The sequence below is a fragment of the Nocardiopsis sp. LOL_012 genome (genome assembly GCF_048060475.1).
Lineage (GTDB): Bacteria > Actinomycetota > Actinomycetes > Streptosporangiales > Streptosporangiaceae > Nocardiopsis.
Map to the genome: position 1 here is coordinate 35,403 of NZ_JBHMIV010000035.1, position 19,774 is coordinate 55,176.

The 19,774-nt window shown below is 72.8% G+C and carries 20 protein-coding genes; 15 read left to right on the plus strand and 5 right to left on the minus strand.

Features of this window, described 5'->3' with window-relative positions; translation table 11 throughout:
- The first annotated feature begins 172 nt into the window (after positions 1–172).
- The gene (locus ACFHWE_RS19425; protein ID WP_416603101.1) at positions 173–814 is read left to right on the plus strand and encodes a GTP cyclohydrolase II; all 642 of its coding nucleotides are present in this window, start codon (positions 173–175) and stop codon (positions 812–814) included.
- Between the two features lie 37 nt (positions 815–851).
- Here ACFHWE_RS19425 and ACFHWE_RS19430 read toward each other — a convergent pair whose 3' ends face one another.
- A complete protein-coding gene (locus tag ACFHWE_RS19430; RefSeq protein ID WP_416603120.1) occupies positions 852–1,856 on the minus strand; it encodes a LacI family DNA-binding transcriptional regulator in 1,005 nt (334 codons plus the stop codon).
- Positions 1,857–2,034: 178 nt separating this feature from the next.
- On the opposite strand from ACFHWE_RS19430, the gene ACFHWE_RS19435 reads away from it, so the two are divergent.
- The 11 genes from ACFHWE_RS19435 (at position 2,035) to ACFHWE_RS19485 (ending at position 13,423) form a co-directional block, all read left to right on the plus strand.
- Complete coding sequence (locus ACFHWE_RS19435) at positions 2,035–3,303, plus strand: ABC transporter substrate-binding protein (RefSeq protein ID WP_416603102.1); 1,269 nt, start codon at positions 2,035–2,037, stop codon at positions 3,301–3,303.
- Positions 3,304–3,338: 35 nt separating this feature from the next.
- Positions 3,339–4,295, plus strand: coding sequence for a carbohydrate ABC transporter permease (locus ACFHWE_RS19440; RefSeq protein WP_416603103.1), 957 nt, complete (start codon positions 3,339–3,341; stop codon positions 4,293–4,295).
- On the plus strand, positions 4,292–5,173 hold the full coding sequence (locus tag ACFHWE_RS19445) for a carbohydrate ABC transporter permease (RefSeq protein WP_416603104.1): 882 nt from the start codon (positions 4,292–4,294) through the stop codon (positions 5,171–5,173). Before ACFHWE_RS19440 ends, ACFHWE_RS19445 begins: the two co-directional genes overlap by 4 nt.
- Before the next feature lie 60 nt (positions 5,174–5,233).
- Complete coding sequence (locus ACFHWE_RS19450) at positions 5,234–7,600, plus strand: beta-glucosidase family protein (RefSeq protein WP_416603105.1); 2,367 nt, start codon at positions 5,234–5,236, stop codon at positions 7,598–7,600.
- Between the two features lie 118 nt (positions 7,601–7,718).
- Positions 7,719–8,477 (plus strand): CDP-alcohol phosphatidyltransferase family protein, encoded by a 759-nt coding sequence (locus tag ACFHWE_RS19455; protein WP_416603106.1) that lies wholly within the window; start codon positions 7,719–7,721, stop codon positions 8,475–8,477.
- Positions 8,477–9,457 carry a zinc-dependent alcohol dehydrogenase gene (locus ACFHWE_RS19460; protein ID WP_416603107.1) on the plus strand — a complete coding sequence of 327 codons (981 nt, stop codon included), beginning with the start codon at positions 8,477–8,479 and terminating at the stop codon, positions 9,455–9,457. Before ACFHWE_RS19455 ends, ACFHWE_RS19460 begins: the two co-directional genes overlap by 1 nt.
- 61 nt (positions 9,458–9,518) lie before the next feature.
- A complete protein-coding gene (locus ACFHWE_RS19465) occupies positions 9,519–9,902 on the plus strand; it encodes a 6-pyruvoyl trahydropterin synthase family protein (RefSeq protein ID WP_416603108.1) in 384 nt (127 codons plus the stop codon).
- The gene (locus ACFHWE_RS19470; RefSeq protein WP_416603109.1) at positions 9,899–10,936 is read left to right on the plus strand and encodes a glycosyltransferase family 4 protein; all 1,038 of its coding nucleotides are present in this window, start codon (positions 9,899–9,901) and stop codon (positions 10,934–10,936) included. Before ACFHWE_RS19465 ends, ACFHWE_RS19470 begins: the two co-directional genes overlap by 4 nt.
- A 142-nt stretch (positions 10,937–11,078) precedes the next feature.
- Entirely contained in the window at positions 11,079–11,501 is a 423-nt protein-coding gene (locus ACFHWE_RS19475; protein WP_416603110.1) for a hypothetical protein, read from the plus strand.
- 159 nt (positions 11,502–11,660) lie between these two features.
- Positions 11,661–12,437 (plus strand): class I SAM-dependent methyltransferase, encoded by a 777-nt coding sequence (locus ACFHWE_RS19480; protein WP_416603121.1) that lies wholly within the window; start codon positions 11,661–11,663, stop codon positions 12,435–12,437.
- Entirely contained in the window at positions 12,434–13,423 is a 990-nt protein-coding gene (locus tag ACFHWE_RS19485; protein WP_416603111.1) for a lysylphosphatidylglycerol synthase transmembrane domain-containing protein, read from the plus strand. The genes ACFHWE_RS19480 and ACFHWE_RS19485 overlap by 4 nt, the downstream gene beginning before the upstream one ends.
- On the opposite strand, the gene ACFHWE_RS19490 is transcribed toward ACFHWE_RS19485, so the two are convergent.
- Positions 13,377–14,096 carry a creatininase family protein gene (locus tag ACFHWE_RS19490; protein ID WP_416603112.1) on the minus strand — a complete coding sequence of 240 codons (720 nt, stop codon included), beginning with the start codon at positions 14,094–14,096 and terminating at the stop codon, positions 13,377–13,379. The two genes, ACFHWE_RS19485 and ACFHWE_RS19490, sit on opposite strands and share 47 nt — an antisense overlap.
- A 137-nt stretch (positions 14,097–14,233) precedes the next feature.
- On the opposite strand from ACFHWE_RS19490, the gene ACFHWE_RS19495 reads away from it, so the two are divergent.
- Together ACFHWE_RS19495 and ACFHWE_RS19500 are read left to right on the plus strand one after the other, a co-directional pair.
- Complete coding sequence (locus ACFHWE_RS19495; protein WP_416603113.1) at positions 14,234–14,833, plus strand: HAD family hydrolase; 600 nt, start codon at positions 14,234–14,236, stop codon at positions 14,831–14,833.
- Between the two features lie 102 nt (positions 14,834–14,935).
- The gene (locus ACFHWE_RS19500; protein WP_416603114.1) at positions 14,936–16,150 is read left to right on the plus strand and encodes an acyl-CoA dehydrogenase family protein; all 1,215 of its coding nucleotides are present in this window, start codon (positions 14,936–14,938) and stop codon (positions 16,148–16,150) included.
- A gap of 196 nt (positions 16,151–16,346) precedes the next feature.
- Here the strand turns inward: ACFHWE_RS19500 and ACFHWE_RS19505 are convergent, their stop codons facing one another.
- The 3 genes from ACFHWE_RS19505 to ACFHWE_RS19515 are packed head-to-tail and all read right to left on the minus strand — an operon-like array spanning position 16,347 to position 18,651.
- On the minus strand, positions 16,347–16,955 hold the full coding sequence (locus tag ACFHWE_RS19505; RefSeq protein ID WP_416603115.1) for a phosphatase PAP2 family protein: 609 nt from the start codon (positions 16,953–16,955) through the stop codon (positions 16,347–16,349).
- On the minus strand, positions 16,952–18,163 hold the full coding sequence (locus tag ACFHWE_RS19510; RefSeq protein ID WP_416603116.1) for an MAB_1171c family putative transporter: 1,212 nt from the start codon (positions 18,161–18,163) through the stop codon (positions 16,952–16,954). Before ACFHWE_RS19510 ends, ACFHWE_RS19505 begins: the two co-directional genes overlap by 4 nt.
- Positions 18,160–18,651 (minus strand): hypothetical protein, encoded by a 492-nt coding sequence (locus ACFHWE_RS19515; protein ID WP_416603117.1) that lies wholly within the window; start codon positions 18,649–18,651, stop codon positions 18,160–18,162. Before ACFHWE_RS19515 ends, ACFHWE_RS19510 begins: the two co-directional genes overlap by 4 nt.
- A 551-nt stretch (positions 18,652–19,202) precedes the next feature.
- On the opposite strand from ACFHWE_RS19515, the gene ACFHWE_RS19520 reads away from it, so the two are divergent.
- Entirely contained in the window at positions 19,203–19,523 is a 321-nt protein-coding gene (locus tag ACFHWE_RS19520; RefSeq protein ID WP_416603118.1) for a MazG nucleotide pyrophosphohydrolase domain-containing protein, read from the plus strand.
- The last annotated feature ends 251 nt before the right edge of the window (positions 19,524–19,774 follow it).

The following is a 19,774-nucleotide window of genomic DNA, read 5'->3' on the forward strand; positions in this document are numbered from 1 at the left end:
GTAACGGCCTTGTCCCCGGCACCCCGGGGCTACCACCCGTGCGGCACACCGTTCGAGGGACCTCAGAACCTTTCGGGGCGGGGCCGCCATCGAACACCCCGAAGCCGGTTGCCCGTAGCCCGGCAAGGTTTCCACAAGGGAACGGGCGGGCACCGGGCGGATGAGGGAGAGCATGCACGAACACGACATCGACCCCGCGAACACCGCCGAGTCCGAGTTGGCCACCCGCAGCGGCCCGTTCCGCGCCCTCGCCTTCCGCGACCCCGTCGACGGGGCGGAGCACCTGGCACTGCTGTCCGGGTCCCTCGGCGACGGCGAGGAGGTACTGGTCCGGCTCCACTCCGAATGCGTGACGGGCGACGCCCTGGGGGCCCTGCGCTGCGAGTGCGGCGACCAGCTCCGGGAGGCCCTGGACGCGATCGCCGCGGAGGGCCGCGGGGTCCTGGTGTACCTGCGCGGACACGAGGGCCGGGGCATCGGACTGCTGGAGAAGGTGCGCAGCATGACACTCCAGGACGAGGAGGGCCTGGACACCGTCGACTCGGCCACGGCCCTGGGCCTGCCGGTGGACACGCGCTCCTACGGCCCGGCCGCACGCGCCCTGCGGTTCCTGGGGGTGCGGTCGGTGCGGCTGCTGTCGAACAACCCTGACAAGGCGCGGGAGCTGGAGGAGCACGGGGTGAAGGTGGCCGCGCGGGTGCCCGTGCTGCCCCCGGCCCGGGCGGAGAACCTCGCCTACCTGACGGCCAAGCGCGACCGGCTGGGGCACGACCTGCCGCACCTGGACGGCGCGGTCCCCAGGGCCCGCGCGTAGGACACCCCGGACGGGGCCACACCCGGCGGGCGGCCCCTCACCGCGGGGCGGCCGTGCTGGCACGGACGACCAGGTCGGTGGCCAGGTCCAGGCGCAGGTTGGCCGGCCGCTCCCCCCGCGCGAGGGCGAGGGCCATCCGGGTGGCCTCCTCCGCCATCTCGGTGAGGGGCTGGCGCACCGTGGTCAGCGGCGGCCCCGTCCACCGGGCCACGGGCAGGTCGTCGTAGCCCACGACACTGAGGTCCTCGGGGATGCGCACACCCAGTTCGCGGGCGGCCTCGTACACCCCCATCGCCTGGAGGTCGCTGCCGGCGAAGACCGCCGTGGGCGGCTCCTCCAGCCGGAGCAGTTCCCGCCCCCGGTCGCGTCCGCTCTCGACGTGGAAGTCGCCGTGGCGGACCAGTTCCGGGTCGAGGGCGATCCCGGCGGCGTCCAGCGCGGCGCTGTAGCCGTCGAGGCGCGCCCGGCTGCACAGGACGTGCCGGGGCCCCCCGATCACCGCGATGCGGCGGTGCCCCAGTTCGATGAGGTGGCGGGTGGCGGCGAGCCCCCCGTTCCAGTTGGCCGAACCGACCGCGGGCATGTCCGGGCCCGGGTCGCCCGCCGGGTCCACGACCACGAAGGGGATGTCGCGCGCGGTGAGCCGGGCGCGCTGTTCGGGCGCAAGGTCGGAGAAGACCAGGATCGCCGCGGTCGACTGGCGGGCGAGGACGGCGTCCACCCAGGTCTCGCGCGGCGTCTGGGCCCCGCCCGACTCGGTGAGCACCACACTCAGCCCCTCGGCGCGCGCGACGTTCTCCACCCCGCGGACGACCTCGATCGCCCAGGCGCTGTCGAGTTCGTGGAAGACGAGCTCGATCATGGACGACCGGCCGCCGCCGGGGCCGCGCCGCCTCCGGTAGCCGTGGCGGCGGATGAGTTCCTCCACGCGCTCACGGGTCCGCGCGGCCACGTCGGCCCTGCCGTTGAGCACCTTGGAGACGGTCGGCACCGAGACACCGGCGGCTTCCGCAATTTTCGAGATGGTGACCGGCTCCGACAGGGGTTCCTGTCCGGAGTCGGACGCGGGATCTGCACTCACGCCGCCTGATACTACGCCCTCCCCCGCCCCGCGGGCGTACGGCCGCCGGGGTTTCCACCCTTGACGCACTCCGTTGCATGGGCGTAAATTCTGGCCTCACGATTTCGAAAGAACTTCCGATAGTTTCGAAAGGTCGGCCATGGACACCCCCCGATTCGCCGCAGCAGGCGCGTCAGCTCTGGCCCTGCTCGCCGCCACCGCCTGCGGAGGCGGCGGCGCCGACGAGCGCATGCACGTGTGGATGTACCAGGACACGCTCGTCGTCGTGCAGGACGCCGCCGTCGAGCGCTTCAACGAGTCCTCCGAGGTCGAGGCCGTGATCGACGAGGTTCCCGGCGACAACTACGAGGAGCGGCTGCGCACGGCGATGGGGTCGAGCGAGCAGCCCGACGTCTTCTTCAACTGGGGCGCCGGCAGCATCGAGCCCTACGTGGAGCAGGACATGCTCATGTCCCTGGACGGCCTCATGGAGCAGGACCCCGACTTCGCCGCCTCCTTCATCCCCTCCGTCCTGGAGTCGGGACAGGTCGACGGCGTCCAGTACGGGATCCCGCTGCGCGGCACCCAGCCCGTCATCCTCTTCTACAACGAGGCCGTCTTCGAGGAGGCCGGCGCAGAACCGCCACAGACCTGGCAGGACGTCCTCGACCTGGTGGACACCTTCACCGAGGAGGGGGTGACCCCCTTCGCGCTAGCCGGGGCCGACCCGTGGACCGAGCAGATGTGGCTGCAGTACCTGGTGGACCGCATCGGCGGGCCGGAGGTGTTCGGGCGCATCGACGACGGCGACATGGCGGGCTGGCGCGACCCCGCCGTCCTGGAGGCCGCGGAGATGGTGCGCGACCTGGTGGAGCGCGGCGCCTTCGGCGACGCCTACGCCTCGGTCAGCTACACCGAGGGAGGGGCCTCCACCCTGCTGTCGGAGGGCCGGGCCGCCATGCACCTGATGGGCTCGTGGGAGTACTCGACCCACCTGGACCAGGCACCGGCCTTCGCCGAGTCCGACCTGGGCTACACGGCCTTCCCCCCGCTGCCCGGCGGTGAGGGCGACCCGGCCAACGTGGTGGGCAACCCCACCAACTACTTCTCCGTCAGCGCCGACACCGCCCACCCGGAGCAGGCCCTGCAGTTCCTGCGCGAGACCGCGCGGGAGGAGTACGTGGCGGACATGGTCGCCAACGGCGAGGTGCCGACCACGGTGGACGCCGAGCAGGCCGTGGCCGACAGCCCCAACCCCGAGTTCGCCGCCTACCAGTACGAGATGGTGCGCGACGCCCCGCACTTCCAGCTCTCCTGGGACCAGGCGCTGCCGCCGGAGATCGCCACGCCGATGGTCACCGAGATCGAGTCGCTCTTCAACGGCCAGAGCACGCCCGAGGAGTTCGTCGACGCCCTGGCCGCCCTGTGACCCGCCCCGCGACAACCGCCGCGCACGGAACCCCCGTGAACGGCCCCGAAGGCCCCGCCCGGCCCGCCGCGCCGCCGACCGCACCCGCCCGCCGGGGCGGGGTGCGCACCGCGCACCGCGTCGCCAGGCCGGGCGGGGCCTGGGCCCTGCCCGCGCTGCTGTTCTTCGCGGTGTTCGCCGCGCTGCCGATGGTGCTGGTGGTCTACCTGTCCCTGACATCCTGGGGCGGGCTGGGGTCCCCGCGCTTCATCGGCCTGGACCACTGGGAACGGCTGGCGGGTGACCCGCTCATGCACAAGGCGGTGCTCCTGAGCCTGGTGCTGACCGTGCTCAACTGGGCGATCCAGACCCCCATCAGCCTCCTGCTCGGTGTGTGGGCGGCCGGCCCGCAGCGCAACCGCGCCGTGCTCTCGGCCGTCTTCTTCCTGCCGCTGCTGCTGTCCTCCGCGGCCATCGCGATCATCTGGCGGGCGCTGCTGGACCCCAACTTCGGTCCGCTCGCCTGGCTCGGTCCGCGGCTGGGCCTGGGGGAGGTGGACGTCCTAGGCGGCTCCACCAGCGCGTTCGCCGCGATCGTCCTGGTCACCGCCTGGCAGTTCATCCCCCTGCACATGCTGCTCTACCAGGGCGGCGCGCGCCAGATCCCGGATTCGCTGTACCAGGCGGCGCGCATCGACGGAGCGGGCACGGTGCGCTCCTTCTGGCACATCACGCTCCCCCAACTGCGGCACACCATCACCACCTCCTCGGTGCTCATGGTGGTGGGGTCGCTGACCTACTTCGACACCGTTCTGATCCTGACCGGCGGCGGGCCCGGCACCGACACCACCATCGTGCCGTTCCTGATGTACCGCGCCGGTTTCCGCAGTTGGGAGCTGGGCTACGCCAGCGCCGTGGCCCTCACCCTGGTGGTGACGGCGACCGTGGCCTCCCTGCTGCTCGTCCGCTTCACCGGCTTCGGCACCATGCGCAGCACCCGGGAGGGAATGTGAGTACCGCGACCCTCCGGCGCCGGACCGCGCGTCCGGGCACCCGCCGGCCCCGGCGCCCCGGCCGTACCCGCCCCAACCCGCTGGCCGGGGCCGGCGCCCTGCTGTGGCTGGCCGTCGTCGCCATCCCCCTGTACGTCCTGCTCGTGGCGACCGTACGGCGCGGTGAGGACTACACCGCTGAGGGGCCGCTGGCGCTTCCGTCCGACCCGACCCTGGACAACTACGCCACCGCCGTCGAGAACGGGCTGCTCGGCTTCGTCCTCAACACCGCGATCGTGACCGCCGCGGTCGTGGCGATCGTCGCGGTGCTGTCCGCCACCGCCGGGTACGCCGTGGTGCGCTCGCGCACCCGGTGGACCGACGGGGTCTTCCGGACCTTCCTCCTGGGCCTGGCGATCCCCTCCCAGGCGGTGATCATCCCCGTGTACCTGATCATCGTGGAACTGGGCCTGTACGACTCACTCACCGCGATCGTCCTGCCCACGGCCGCGTTCGCGCTGCCGGTGTGCATGCTGATCCTCGTCGGGTCGATGCGCGACATCTCCGAGGAGCTGTACGAGGCGATGGCCCTGGACGGGGCGGGACCGGTACGCACCTTCCTGCGGCTGGTGGTACCGCTCTCGCGCCCCGGCCTGAGCACCGTGGCGGTCTACTCGGCGCTCCAGGCGTGGAACGGCTTCCTGTTCCCGCTCGTGCTCACCCAGTCGCACGACAAACGGCTCATCACGATGGGGCTGTTCGAGTTCCAGGGCGAGTACCGGGTGGACGTGCCGGGCCTGCTCACCGCCGTGGTGCTGTCCACGGTGCCGATCTTCCTCGTGTACCTGGTGGCACGCCGCTCCCTGGTACGCGGGCTGATGGGCGTGGGCGGCAAGTAGCCCCGCCCGAGCGCCACCGAGGCCCCGGGAACCGGGGCACACCGAACGGAGAGAGGGCAGATGACGAGCCGTACCCGACCCCTGGCCGCCGAACCGTGGCGCGATCCCGCGCTGTCGGCCGACGACCGCGTCGACCGCCTGCTGGGGCTGATGACCCTGGAGGAGAAGGCCGCGCAACTGCGCGGCCTGTGGGTGGGCGCCGACGGCGGCGGCGAGGGCGTAGCCCCGCACCAGCACGACCTCGTCGAGGAGCCGCCGGTGTGGGAGGAGGCCGTCGACGGCGGGATCGGGCAGCTCACACGGCCGTTCGGCACCGCCCCGGTGGACCCCGCGGCCGGGGCTGCCTCCCTGGCGCGCTCCCAGCGCGAGATCGCCGCGGCCAACCGCTTCGGCATCCCGGCCCAGGTGCACGAGGAGTGTCTGGCCGGGTTCACCACCTGGAAGGCCACGGTCTATCCGGTCCCACCCGCCTGGGGCGCGGCCTTCGACCCGGACCTGGTGGAGCGCATGGCCGAGCAGATCGGGGCGTCCCTGCGCGGGATGGGCGTCCACCAGGGGCTCGCCCCGGTCCTGGACGTGGCCCGCGACCTGCGGTGGGGGCGGACCGAGGAGACCATCGCCGAGGACCCCTACCTCGTGGGCACGGTCGCCGCCGCCTACACTCGCGGGCTCCGCTCGGCCGGGGTGGTGGCCACGCTCAAGCACTTCGTGGGCTACTCGGCCTCGCGCGCGGGCCGCAACCTGGCGCCCTCCGCGGTCGGGCCGCGCGAACTGGCGGACGTGCTGCTGCCTCCCTTCGAGATGGCGCTGCGGCACGGCGGCGCCGCGTCGGTCATGCACTCCTACACCGACAACGACGGGGTGCCCGCCGCGGCCGACCGCGCCCTGCTCACCGGGCTGTTGCGCGAGGACTGGGGCTTCACGGGCACCGTGGTGGCCGACTACTTCGGCATCGCCTTCCTGCACACCCTGCACGGTGTGGCCGGTTCGGAGGCCCAGGCGGCGGGGCTGGCGCTGGCCGCGGGGGTCGACGTCGAACTGCCGACCCTGCACTGCTACGGCGCCCCCCTGGTGGCGGCGGTACGGTCGGGCGAGGTCCCCGAGGCGCTGGTGGACAGGGCGGCGCGGCGGGTGCTGCGGCAGAAGTGCGAGCTGGGCCTGCTGGACCGCGACTGGACCCCCGAGCCCCCCGCCGCCGGAGAGGTGGACCTGGACCCGCCGACCCACCGGGACCTGGCACGGCGCCTGGCCGAGGAGTCGGTGGTCCTCCTGTCCAACGACGGGATCCTGCCGCTGGCCCCCGGCGGGACGGTGGCGGTGGTGGGGCCCAACGCCGACACCGCCGAGGCCATGCTGGGCTGCTACTCCTTCCCCAGCCACGTGGGGACGGCCCACCCGGGGCTGGACCTGGGGGTGGAGGTGCCCACCCTGCTGGAGGCGCTGCGAGCCGACCTGCCCGGCACCGACGTGGTGTACGCCCGCGGCTGCGGGGTGGACGGGGGCGACACCTCCGGGTTCGCCGAAGCCGTGGCGGCCGCCCGAGCGGCCCGGGTGTGCGTGGTGGTGCTCGGCGACCGGGCCGGGCTGTTCGGCCGCGGGACCTCCGGAGAGGGCTGCGATGCGCCCGACCTGCGACTTCCCGGTGTGCAGCAGGAACTGGTGGAGGCGGTGGCGGCCACCGGGACCCCGGTGGTGCTGGTGCAGTGCGGGGGGCGGCCCTACGCGCTGGGCGCGGTGGCCGACCGGCTGGGAGCGGCGGTGCAGGCCTTCTTCCCCGGAGAGGAGGGCGGTCCCGCCGTGGCCGGGGTGCTCACGGGACGGGTCGGCCCCAGCGGGCGGCTGCCGTTCGGGGTTCCGCGCGCTCCCGGCGGACAGCCCTCCACCTACCTGGGGCCGCCCCTGGCCGGGCGCAGCGAGGTGAGTTCGGTGGACCCCACCCCGCTGTTCCCGTTCGGACACGGCCTGTCCTACACCCGTTTCACCTGGTCGGATCCGCTCCTGGACGGCCGCCCCGCCGGGGACGGCACCGTTGCGCTGCCCACGGACGGGGCGGTGACGGTGGGGTGCACGGTACGCAACGACGGCCCGGTGCGCGGAACCGAGGTCGTCCAGCTCTACCTGAGCGACCCGGTGGCGGCGGTGACCCGGCCGGTGCGGCGGCTGATCGGCTACGCCCGGCTGGACCTGGAGCCTGGACAGGAGAGCGGGGTGGAGTTCACCGTCCACACGGACCTGGCGGCCTACACCGGCCCGGACCTGCGGCGGATCGTGGACCCGGGCGACCTGGTTCTGCGCCTGGCCGCCTCCTGCGCCGACCCGGGGCTCGCCTTCCACCTCCGCTTGCACGGCCCCGTCCGGGAGGTCGGGCCGACGCGCCGCCTGCTCACACAGAACAGAATCCTCGGTCCCCGCATCCACCCTGGATGAGCGGCGGTACCGGATCCGCCGCCTGAACGGCGCGGCGCGGACGCCCGGCACCGGGTTCCCGGACCCGGCCGGCGGGCACGCACCGTGTGGCCGCTTCCGCGACGGATCGAAGGGACCTATGGGCGAGCAGGGCACGATGGCAGGGGCCTGGGCGCCGACGGCGCGCGGCCCGGCGCTGTGGACCGCCGGGGAGGCGGGGACCGCACTGGTCGCCCAGTCGGCCCTGCTGTGGGCGCTCGTCCCCCTGGCGGGCCTGGGCCCGCTGGGGTGGGGGGCGGGCGCCCTGCACGCCGCGGCGCTCACGGGCCTGCTGCTGTGGGCGATGCGCCGCCGGGGACGCACCGTGCTGGGCACCGCGGACCGGGTCACCCTGTCCAGGGCGGTCCTGGGCGGCGGGGTCCTGGCCCTGGCCGTCGACGGCGGCCCGGCCTGGGCCCTGGTGACGCTGGCCTCGGCCGCGCTCGTGCTGGACCTGGTGGACGGGGCGGTGGCGCGCGGCAGCGGCACCGCCTCGGAGTTCGGGGCGCGGTTCGACATGGAGGCGGACGCCTTCCTGATCCTGGTGCTCAGCGCGTACGTGTCGCTGCACCTGGGCCCGTGGGTGCTGGCCGTCGGCCTCCTGCGGTACCTGTTCGCGGCCGGGGCGCGGGTCGCTCCGTTCCTGCGCGCGCCGCTGCCCCCGAGCACGGCCCGCAAGGTGGTGGCCGCCGCCCAGGGGATCGTGCTGACCGTGGCGGCGTCGGGGGTCGCGGCGCACACGCTCTCGGTCGTCGCGGTGGCCTCGGCGCTGGCCGCGCTGCTGTGGTCGTTCGGCAGGGACACCGTGTGGCTGTGGCGGTCGCACCGGCGACCGGGCCTGACGGGAGGGGAGGCGTGATGCCGGAGGGGAGGCGCGCCCGCGCGTTCTGGACGGACGGGGCCGGCCGGGGCGAGGTCCGCGAGGCCGTGGTGCCGGAGCCGCGCGAGGGCGAGGTGGTGGTACGCACCCTGTACTCCGGGGTGAGCCGGGGGACCGAGACCCTGGTCCTGCGCGGCGGCGTTCCGCGGGGCCAGCACCGCGTGATGCGCGCCCCCTTCCAGGAGGGCGACTTCCCCGGTCCGGTCAAGTACGGCTACCTCAACGTCGGCGTGGTCGAGGAGGGGCCCGACGGGCTGGCGGGGCGGACGGTCTTCAGCCTGTACCCGCACCAGACCCGGTTCGCCGTTCCGGCCGAGGCGGTGCGGTGCGTGCCCGACGGCGTCCCGGCCGGGCGGGCGGTACTCGCCGGAACCGTGGAGACGGCGGTCAACGCCCTGTGGGACGCGCCCGTCCTGGTGGGCGACCGCGTCGCCGTGGTCGGCGCGGGGATGGTGGGCTGCTGCTTGGCCCTCCTGGCGGCACGGGTGCCCGGCGCCCGCGTCCAACTGGTGGACGTGGACCCGCGCCGGGCCGCGACGGCGAGCGCCCTGGGAGCGGGCTTCGCGCCCCCCGGGGAGGCCGAAGCCGACTGCGACCTGGTCTTCCACACCAGCGCGACCGAGGAGGGGCTGGCCCGGTCACTGGAACTGGTCGCGGACGAGGGGGAGGTGGTCGAGCTGAGCTGGTACGGGGACCGCAGGGTCCGCGTGCCGCTGGGCGAGGGCTTCCACTCCCGCCGCCTGACCGTGCGCGCCAGCCAGGTCGGGACGGTCTCGCCCGCCCGGCGCGGCCGGTACGGCTACGGCGACCGGCTCGACCTGTCGCTGCGCCTGCTCCGGGACCCGGCCTTCGACGCCCTGGTCACCGGGGAGAGCCCCTTCGAGGACCTGCCCTCGGTGCTGCCTCGGCTGGCCGACGGCTCCCTGCCCGCCCTGTGCCACCGCATCGCCTACACCTGAGACCCGCCTGCGGGTACCGGGGCCCCGGTACCCGACACCCGCGACCTTCGAGGAGCACCCCTTGTTCAGTGTGACCGTCCGCGACCACATGATGGTCGCCCACAGCTTCCGCGGCGAGGTGTTCGGCCCCGCCCAGCGGCTGCACGGCGCCACGTTCGTCGTGGACGCGACCCTGTACCGCCCCGAACTGGACGCCGACGGGATCGTCGTGGACATCGGCCTGGTGACGGGGGAGCTGGCCGCCGTGGTCGCCGGCCTCAACTACCGGAACCTGGACGAGGACCCCGAGTTCGCCGGGGTCAACACCTCGACCGAGTTCCTGGCCAAGGCGGTCGCCGACCGCCTCGTCGACCGGATCGGCGCGGGGGAGCGGGGCCTCACCCGGGTCTCGGTCACGCTGCACGAGTCGCACGTGGCGTGGGCGACCTACGAACGCGACCTGTGAGCACGCCGTTCGTGGTGCCCGCGCCGTCCTCCCCCAGCGGGGGCAACACGTTCGACGCGCGCATCGCCGAGGCGCTGGGGAGGATCGGGCGGCCGGTGCGCCTGGTCGAGGTGCCCGGCGCCTGGCCCCGCCCCGGCACCGGCGCCGAGGCGGACCTGGCCCGGGTCCTGGAGGGGGTGCCGGACGGGGCGGTCGTGCTGTTGGACGGCCTGGTCTCCTGCGGGGTACCCGAGACGGTCCTCCCCCACGCCCGGCGTCTGCGGCTGGTGGTCCTGGTGCACCTTCCCCTGGCCGACGAGTGGGGGCTGCCCGCCGGAGAGGCGGCGGACCTGGACGCGCGGGAGCGCGCGGTCCTGGCGGCGGCCGCGGCCACCGTCGCCACCAGTGCCTGGGCCGCCCGGCGTGTGGGCCGCCACCACGGTCTGGAGGGCGTCGGGTGCGTGGCCCCGGGGACGGACCCCGCGCCGCTCGCGGCCGGGACCGACGGCGCCCGCCGCCTGCTGTGCGTGGCCTCGGTGACCCCGCGCAAGGGGCACGACCTGCTCCTGGAGGCCCTGTCCCGCTTGGAGGGCCTTTCGTGGGAGTGCGTGTGCGTGGGCCCCGGCGACGGGGAGCACGCCGACCGCGTGCGGTCCCGGGCCGAGGGCCTCGGGGTGCGTATGGCGGGGCCGCTCACCGGAGCGGACCTGGACGCGGCCTACTCGACCGCCGACCTGGTGGTCCTGCCCTCCCGAGCGGAGACCTTCGGCATGGTCGTGACCGAGGCGCTGGCGCGCGGGGTCCCGGTGGCGGCCTTCGGTGTGGGCGGCGTTCCCGAGGCGCTGGGACTGGCCCCGGACGGCTCCCTGCCCGGGATCCTCGTCGAACCGGTCGGGGCCGGCCCGCTCTCCCAGGCGCTGCGCCGGTGGTGCACGGATCCGGGGCTGCGGGGGCGGCTGCGCGCCTCGGCCCGCCTGCGGCGGCCGGAGCTGGCGGGCTGGGGCCGGTCGGCGCAGGCGATGGCCGCGGTGCTCGACGGGGCGGCTCGCCCCTGACCGCGTCCGCGCACGCGGAGCGATCCGCGGCCCGACCGGTGCGCGGCCGGTGATTCCCCTACGTGTCTCCGCGGGGCGCGTGATACGTGTCTACCACGCAATATCACTCTGGGTGATCAACCCAATGCCGAAAGGAAGAACCGTGCCCCGCTGCTCCACCGCCGCCACCGCTCTCGCCGCCTGCGCCGCGGCCCTGTCGATCGCCGCCCCCGCCCACGCCGCGGAGGGCACGCTGGCCTTCGAGGTCGTCGACTGGCACGAGGTCGCCATCGTCGAGCACGTCATCACCGACACCGCCCCGGGATCCTGCCACAGCGTGCCGGAGGAGACCCTCTCACCCGAGCGCCACCAGGAGTTCTACAGGTTCACCAACGGAACCGAACTCCCCGTCCTCATCGTCCGCAACTCGTGCGAGGAGTTCGAGGCCGACGGTCGCGCGGAGGCCCTCCGGTACGTCGCACCCGGCGACAGCATCCGGGAACTGCCCGAGCGGACCAAGGCCGTGATCGTCCTGCGCGAGGAAGCGGAGGAGGTTCCGTCGGAGGCCGCCCGCCAGCGTCGGTGACCCCGGTCCCGCACCCTGCCCCGGAACCCGCGTTCCGGCGCATCGGCGGATGCGATCGCACCGCCGCGCGCCCCCGTGCATCTGACCGGTCAGGTCAGATGGACACGGGCGGCCCGCGGCGGCCGCGATACCCGACGGGGAGGCTCGGTGACGGGCACGATGAGGACTTCGGCGTTCACACCGCAGTGGCTGGCGCTGCGCGAGGAGGCGGACGGCAGAGCGCGGTCCGAGCGGGCGGTGGAGGCTGTACGCGGGCACGGCCGGGTGGTCGCCGACCTGGGGTGCGGCACGGGATCGCTCGGCCGTTGGCTGGTGCCGCGCCTGCCCGAGTCGCGGCGCTGGGTGCTGTTCGACCGCGACCCGGAGCTGCTGGACCTGGCGCGGCGGAGCGTGCCCGCCGCCGAGGTCGCCACCCGCACGGGGGAGCTGTCGGAGCTGCGCCCGGCCGATCTGGAGGGCGTGACGCTGGTGGCGGCCTCGGCCCTGCTCGACCTGTTCACCCGCGCCGAGGTGGCGGCGCTGGCCGCAGCCGTCACCGGCGCCGGCTGCCCGGCCCTGCTGACCCTGTCGGTGGCGGGCCGGGTGGAGCTGTCCCCCGCCGACCCGAGGGACGCGGACATCGCCCGGGCCTTCGACGCCCACCAGCGCCGCGGCGGGCGCCTGGGCCCCGACGCCGCGAACGCCACCGCCGAGGTGTTCCGGGGCCTGGGGGCGCGTGTGGAGGAGTTCGCGAGCCCGTGGCGGCTGGGTCCGGAGCAGGCGGCCCTGACCGAGCAGTGGCTGCGCGGGTGGGTGCGGGCCGCCGCCGAACAGGAGCCGGGGCTGCCGGTGCGCGACTACCTGGACCGGCGGCTGGCGGAGTGCGCGCACATGCGCCTGCGCGTCGTGGTCCACCACACCGACCTGGTGGTCCTGCCCGGAGAGGGCACCGCGTGAACCGGAGCGCGTGGCTGCGCGCACTCGCGGGGGCCGCGGTCCTGGCGGCCGTGGCGGCGTGGTTCCCGGCCGGGACGTTCGCCGGGGCGGTCGCCCTCGTGGACGGCCCCGCCCTGCTGGCCGCTCTGGCCGCGGGTGTGTGCACCACCGTGTTGAGCGCGGCGCGCTGGTGGGTGGTGGCGCGCGGCGTCGGCCTGCGGCTGCCGTTCGCGCGCGCGGTCGGCGACTACTACCGCGCCGTGTTCCTCAACGCCGTGCTCCCGGCCGGGGTGCTCGGCGACGCGCACCGGGCGGTGAGCCACGGCCGGTACGCGGGAGACCTGTGGCGAGGGGTGCGCGCGGTGGTACTGGAGCGCGTCGCGGGCCAGGTGGTGCTGATGGCCACCGCCGCCGGTGTGCTGTTCGTCCTGCCCACGGCCCTGTTCGGGCCGGGGCTGCGAGCCGTGGGCGTGTCCGCTGGGGTCGTCGCGGCGGCGGTCCTGACGGGCGCGGCGGTCCTGTTCCTGGGTCGGACCCGCCGGCCGCGCTGGTGGCTCGCGCTGCGGGACACGGCGGCCGACACCAGGGCCGGGGTGGTGGCCAACGCCGTCCCGGTGCTGGCCCTGTCGGTGGCGGCGCTGGCCGGGCACGTGGCCCTGTTCGTGTACGCGGCGTCCCTGTCGGGGGCGGACGCACCGGCGCTCCAGGTGGTCCCGCTGGCGGTGCTGTCGCTGCTGGCGATGAGCCTGCCGGTGAACGTGGGCGGGTGGGGGCCGCGCGAGGCGGTGACCGCCCTGGCCTTCGCCGCGGCGGGCCTGGGCTCTCAGACCGGCGTCACGGTGTCGGTGGTCTACGGCGTGCTGGCTCTGGTGGCGGCGCTGCCCGGGGCGGTGGTGCCGCTCGTGCGGTGGGCGCAGGCCTGGCGGAACCGCGCACGGCCCCGTGAGGTATCGATCGTGGTCAGGGACGCGGATCAGCAGCCCCGAGAGCGGTCAGGTGTCCGGTGAAGGCGGCGGTGAGGGCCTCCAGGAGGCGGCGGCCCTTGTCGGCGGCGGCCAGTGAGGGGCGCCCGACCACGCCGTTGGGGGTGTAGGGCGCCAGCCCCCGGGTGGGCATGTGGTCGCGGGGGCCGCTGACGTGGTCGGCTCCGTCCCAGCCGGGCCGCACGAGGTCGGGGCGGGTGTGCAGCAGGACCGACGTCTCCAGTTCTCCGGCGTGCATGTCGGTGTCGTTGTCGGTGGCCATCCCGGCCTCGCGCCGGGCCGCCTCCCACTCGTGGCCCTGGGGGAAGAGCGCCATGGCCCCGCCGGAGGCCTGGACGGTGTTGGCCAGCACGTGGTTGCCGCCGTGCCCGTTGACCAGGACGAGCGGCGTCCCCCGCAGGGAGGCCGCGATGTCGGTGACGACGGCGTGCAGGGTGGGCGCGGAGATGCTGACGGTGCCCGGCCAAGCGGCGTGCTCGTGGGAGCAGGAGACGGTGACCGGCGGCAGGAGGCGGAGCCGGTGGGCCCGGGCGAGCTCCCGGGCCAGGACGCACGCGATGACGGTGTCGGTCACCAGCGGCAGGTGGGGGCCGTGCTGTTCCAGACTGCCGACCGGCAGGAGCGCGGCGGGGGCGCCGTGCTCACCCTCCTCAGCGGTGGTGGTCAGGGGCAGCAGGGAGAGCGTGGGGTCGTCCATGGGCCCAGTATCGCCGCCGCCGCTCCACGCGTTCCGGGAGGGGCGGGCCCGGGGCGCGGCGGCACGCCGGAGCGGGCAGGATGGGACACGTCCCGGGGGAACCGGGATCCATCACGACCGGGACGGGAGACGCCAGCGTGGACGCCGTACTCTTCGACATGTTCGGAGTCATCGCCAGGGACCAGTCGGAGGAGGGCCGCACCGCCCTGGAACGGGCCGTGGGTGCGCCGCCAAAGGAGTTCTGGGCGGCGTACTGGCATCCGCGCCAGGCCTACGACCGCGGCGACACCGACGGCGCCGGGTACTGGAGGCGCGTCGGGGAGCGGCTGGGGACGGAGTTCGACGAGCGGCTGGTGCGGCGGCTGATCGCCCTCGATCTGGAGAGCTGGCGCCGCGTCGACGAGGAGATGGTGGACTACGTCTCCTCCCTGTCCGGGCAGGGGGTGCGGCTGGGGCTGCTGTCCAACATCCCCTTCGAACTGGCCGACTACTTCGGCGAGCACCACCGGCGGGTGCTGGACCTGTTCCCCGTCCTGGGCCTGTCCTGCCGGATCAACCGGGCCAAGCCGGAGCCCGCCGCGTTCGCGTGGGCGCTGGAGCGCCTGGGGGTGCCGGCCGGGCGGGTGCTGTTCGTCGACGACCGGCGGTCCAACGTCGACGCCGCCACCGCCCTGGGCCTCCAGGGGCACCGGTTCACCTCGCTGGACGCGCTGCGCGAGCGCGTCGCCGGGCACTGAGCGGCGGCTTCCCGCGTGTTCTCCCGGATGGTGTGGACAAGCGGAAACGCGAATGCTACTCATGAGTAACACACCACGTTCCGAACCGAGGAGCCCCCACCCATGTCCGACTTCTCCCTCGAACTCTCCGACGACCTCAGCACCATGCGGGAGTGGGTCCACGGGTTCGCCGCCGACGTCATCCGCCCCGCGGCCGCCGAGTGGGACGAGCGCGAGGAGACCCCCTGGCCGGTCATCCAGGAGGCCGCCAAGATCGGCCTGTACTCCCTCGACTTCTTCGCCACCCAGGGCCTGGAGCCGACCGGGCTGGGCATGTCCGTGGCCATCGAGGAGCTGTTCTGGGGCGACCCCGGCATCGGCCTGTCCATCATGGGCACCGGCCTGGCCGCGGCGTCCCTGAGCCACACCGGTACCCCCGAGCAGGTCGGCGAGTGGGCCCCGCAGATGTTCGGCACCCCCGACGACGTCAAGGTCGCCGCGTTCTGCGCCTCCGAACCCGACGCCGGGTCCGACGTCTCCGCCATCCGCACCCGCGCCGTCTACGACCAGGCCAAGGACGAGTGGGTGCTCGACGGAACCAAGACCTGGGCCACCAACGGCGGCATCGCCGACGTGCACATCGTGGTCGCCAGCGTCCACCCCGAACTCGGCTCGCGCGGCCAGGCCTCCTTCATCGTCCCCGCCGCCACACCGGGTCTGTCCCAGGGCCAGAAGTTCGCCAAGCACGGCATCCGCGCCTCCCACACCGCCGAGGTCGTCCTCGACGGCGTGCGCGTCCCCGGCAGCCACCTCATCGGCGGCAAGGAGCGGTTCGACGAGCGCGTCGCCCGCACCCGCGAGGGCAAGAGCTCCAAGGGCCAGGCCGCGATGAAGACCTTCGAGGCCACCCGCCCCACGGTCGGGGCGATGGCGGTGGGCACCGCCCGCGCCGCCTACGAGCACGCCCTGGAGTACACCGGCCAGCGCGAGCAGTTCGGCCGCCCCCTGGCCGACCACCAGGCCGTGGCCTTCCTGCTCGCGGAGATGGCCACCCGCATCGACGCAGCCCGCCTGCTGGTGTGGCGCGCCGCGTGGATGGCCCGCAACGGCAAGCCCTTCACCAGCGCCGAGGGGTCCATGAGCAAGCTCTACGCCAGCGAGACGGCCACCTTCGTCACCCAGAACGCCCTGCGCCTGCTGGGGGGCAACGGCTACACCCGCGAGTACCCGGTCGAGCGCTGGCACCGCGACGCCACCATCTTCACCATCTTCGAGGGCGCCAGCGAGGTGCAGAAGCTCATCATCGGCCGCACCGTCACCGGCCAGCCGCTGCGCTGAGGTTTTGGCAGTTCAGAGGACTGGAAGCGAACATGTGATCCATACCCCCGGGCCCGGCGGCGGGGCCAGGCGACGCCGGTTCGTTTACCGGTTCTTACCGGGATCATCCGGGATTGCGCGGACGACTGTTTCCGAACCTGTTTCCGGCGGAAACAGATGCGCCCCCTGGGCTGACCCGGGCCTGCCCCGGCCCGGGTCAGCCCACCCACTGGAAAACCACCCCGGCCAAGACCGCCCCCAGCACCGCCCCGGCCACCGTCTGGGCCGGTGTGTGGTCCCGCAGCCGCACCCTCGACCACGCCACCAACGCGACCACCGGCACCGTGACCGCCATGAACAGCCCGTAGGTCAACATCAGGATCACGGCCACACCACCGGCCACCGCCGTGTGCACGGAGATCTTCCACCGGGCGGCGACCGTGATGCCGAGGGTGGCGAACAGCGTCACCAGCATCGCGGCGACCAGAGCGAACAACGGCCCGGGCGCCCCCAGAACGGCCAGAGCCGCAATACCCGCCACGACGCAGGCGATGATGATCAGAAGGGGGACGAGCCGCTGTCTGCGATCCCCCACATGGTGGTCGGTCCACCAGCCCGCACGGGCACCGGCGATGAGGATGCCGTAGGGCACGATGCCGCAGAACAGCGCGGCCAGCAGCCCCCAGCCGAGCCCGACGAGTCCCGGGGCGGCGTACCAGCCCACCGCGACGAGGATGACCACCACCAGGATGCCCGGGGCGCACACCTCGGTGACCAGACGCGCCACCCTGCTACCGGTGATGGGTGCTGGTGTCGTTGTCGTCATCGGCTGGTCTCCTGAAGTCGGGTGGCGGGCAGCGGGAAAGAATCGGCAAGGGTCCGGACCGGCCGGGACCGGTAGGCGCGGGCGATCCGGCGCAGCCTGCGCACCTCGTGGGTGAGCCATTCTTCGCCTGCGCCATCCTCTGCCGGGGGCGCTGCACCGGCAACGTCGGCCCGGGGTGTGCCTCCCTTTTTGGCGCGCAGGGCGACACGCCACCGGCACGCCTCGATGAACGCTTCGGTGTCTTCTGCGGACAGGCCGTGTGCGGCTTTGGCGGCAGCTTCGTCGACGCCGGGTTGCATGTGGCCGTGCAGGGCAAGTACGCCGTCTTCGATCTCGACGACGCACCGGTACAGGAAGAACCGTGTGCTCCTACCCCAGCGGGACGAGAATGCCCTGGTCAACACTACGTCAGGACTGTTTCGGCTGGTTTCTCTCCACAGCGGGTAGAGGGCGGCCAGGGAGCGCAAGTCCCGGAGTTGGCAGGCGGCAGCGCCAACGAACGGCGCCGGGAAGGTGGTTCCCACCACAACGAAGAGGAGGGAGAGGTTGAGGAGCGCGGAGTTGAGGGCCGCAGTGGCGTCCGGGCTGAACGGGGCACCCGGCCCTCCGGGGAAGCTGCCGACCATGAACGCAAGCTTGTTCGCCACATAGCCGAGACCGATGGTGGTTCCGGCCCCGCTCAAGGTGAGCCCGACCTGGAGCCGCCACGCCGACTCCGAGCCCGCACGGTGCGCCTGCCGGAAGAACAACAGGCTGGCGAGGGTGAGCATCGTGCCCAGGTGGGTGAGCCAGGCCGCCCAGTAGATGAGGGCGGGGACGCTGCCGCCCACTCCGAGCGCGAAGTCGCCGTCTTCGGCGCGGGGCACGAACGGCAGCGCGGCCAGCATGACCGTGACCATGAGAGCGGTGAACGCATACCGCTGGTGTCGGGACCGTCGCCTGTTGGTGGCGGGGCCGATCATCCGTGCGACGAACTCTAGGACGGCTGCTGTCATGACGGCCCCAGCAAGGTGTTTGGGGACGGTCAGCAGCAGGACCAGGTCGAGGCCGCGCAGGAGCGTCTCGGTTTGGGGGGCGCGGACGGTGGTGACGATCGCGAGGAAGAAGAACGCGATGACGAGGGGGCGCTGGTTGGGGTGGTGGAGTGCTTTGGGGGCACGCCAGACGACCACTGCCCACAGGAGTAGAGGGACCAGCAGGGCGGTCATATTCGGGGCTCCTCTTCTTTCCCGCTGAGGGTTCTCTGGAGGCGGCGCAGGGGTCCGTGGGGGGTGGGTGGTGGGGGGAGGCTGTCGATCTGCTGGCCGAGGATGGTGGCGGTCATCTCGGCCTGCTGTTCTTCGACGCTGTCGTAGCGTGCGCGTTTGCGGAGCAGCATCCGGCGGACGGCGCTTGGTGGGAGGCTGGGGAACAGCTCGGTGAGGGCCTGATCATTGCTGAGGAGTGTGTGGCCCCAGATCATGTGGGCGAGTTCGTGGAGGATGATGTGGCGCTGGTGTGCTCTGGAGGTGAGGTCGGCGTAGAAGATGTGGTCGGTGTTTTCGCTCGCAACCCACGCCCCGCATAGTTTGCTTCTGTAGGCGTTCCAGGGGTGGAGTTGGATTCGCCTGCCGTTTTTGTTTTCTAGGCGCTCCAGGAGTTCCGGAAGGGATTTCGGTTCATCTTTTTCGAGATGGAGGGATTCCAGCTTCTCCATGCATTGGAGGTAAAGATCCCTGTTTGCCACCGTGCGGCCGGACAATAGCCGATGCCTTCGGAGGCGAAACATTACAGAAACCCCTTCGTGTGGTGGCAATATTCAGCGACAAGGGTCTTCTACCCCTTGAAGTTTTCGACACCCAGACAGCTTGACCGGCGCCGAGGGGACGATCTGAAGCCAGAGACACCCCCTGTGAGACTGACTCTCTGCCCACATCATGGCAGTTCAGAATGGGTGCACGAGTCACGGGAGGAGTGACGTTCAACTCAATGGTCAAGGTTTCATGTACCGCTTGTCTCGATGGCATTCCATGTCGGGAAAGTTTTTCAACCCCACCCAGAAGCAAGCGTCGAACCACTTCAACTACAGACAGGAACCTGAAATCTACCGACTGGTAGTAACTTCATCATTAAGCCACACCCACTACTCGGCGTACTCCTGTTCTGCAAGCTGAACCACACCTCGAACACAACCCGACCCGTCCCCCGCCAACACCCGCACCCCGCTGATAGCCTCCGCACTCTTCACCACCGAGAAGGGACCCTCGCATGGAGCCACTGCCGGAACGCCCGCTGACCCTGACCGAGATCCAGGAGTACGTGGCGCAGATGGAGATCGAACGGGGCTTCTCCGACAGCACCCTCATCGAACAGGCCCTCAAACTGGCGGAGGAGACCGGGGAGGTGTGCAAGGCGGTACGCAAACGTGCCTCGCTCAGTGTGGACCCAATCAGCACGGTCGGCGCTCTGGGCGAGGAGCTGGCCGACGTGCTCATCTACCTCGCCTCACTCGCCAACCGCGAAGGCATCGACCTGAACCGTGCACTGCGGGACAAAGAACAGGTCAACGCCACCCGCACCTGGAACTGACCCCGACCATCGCCTCCGACCGTCCTGACGCTCTCGTGGACAGCGATCACGCGGCCTCAAACGTGACCGGAACCGTCCGGGGCTCCGAAGAAGGCCCCGGCACAAGACCACTCCCCCGCCCCCGGCTCAGGCCATGAGGGTGCGCACCGCCCGGTCGTACACCGCCTGCACGATCGGGAGGGTGTCGATTCGCACCCGCTCGTCGGTGGCGTGCAGCCCCTCGTAGACCGGACCGAACCCCGCCGTGGCCG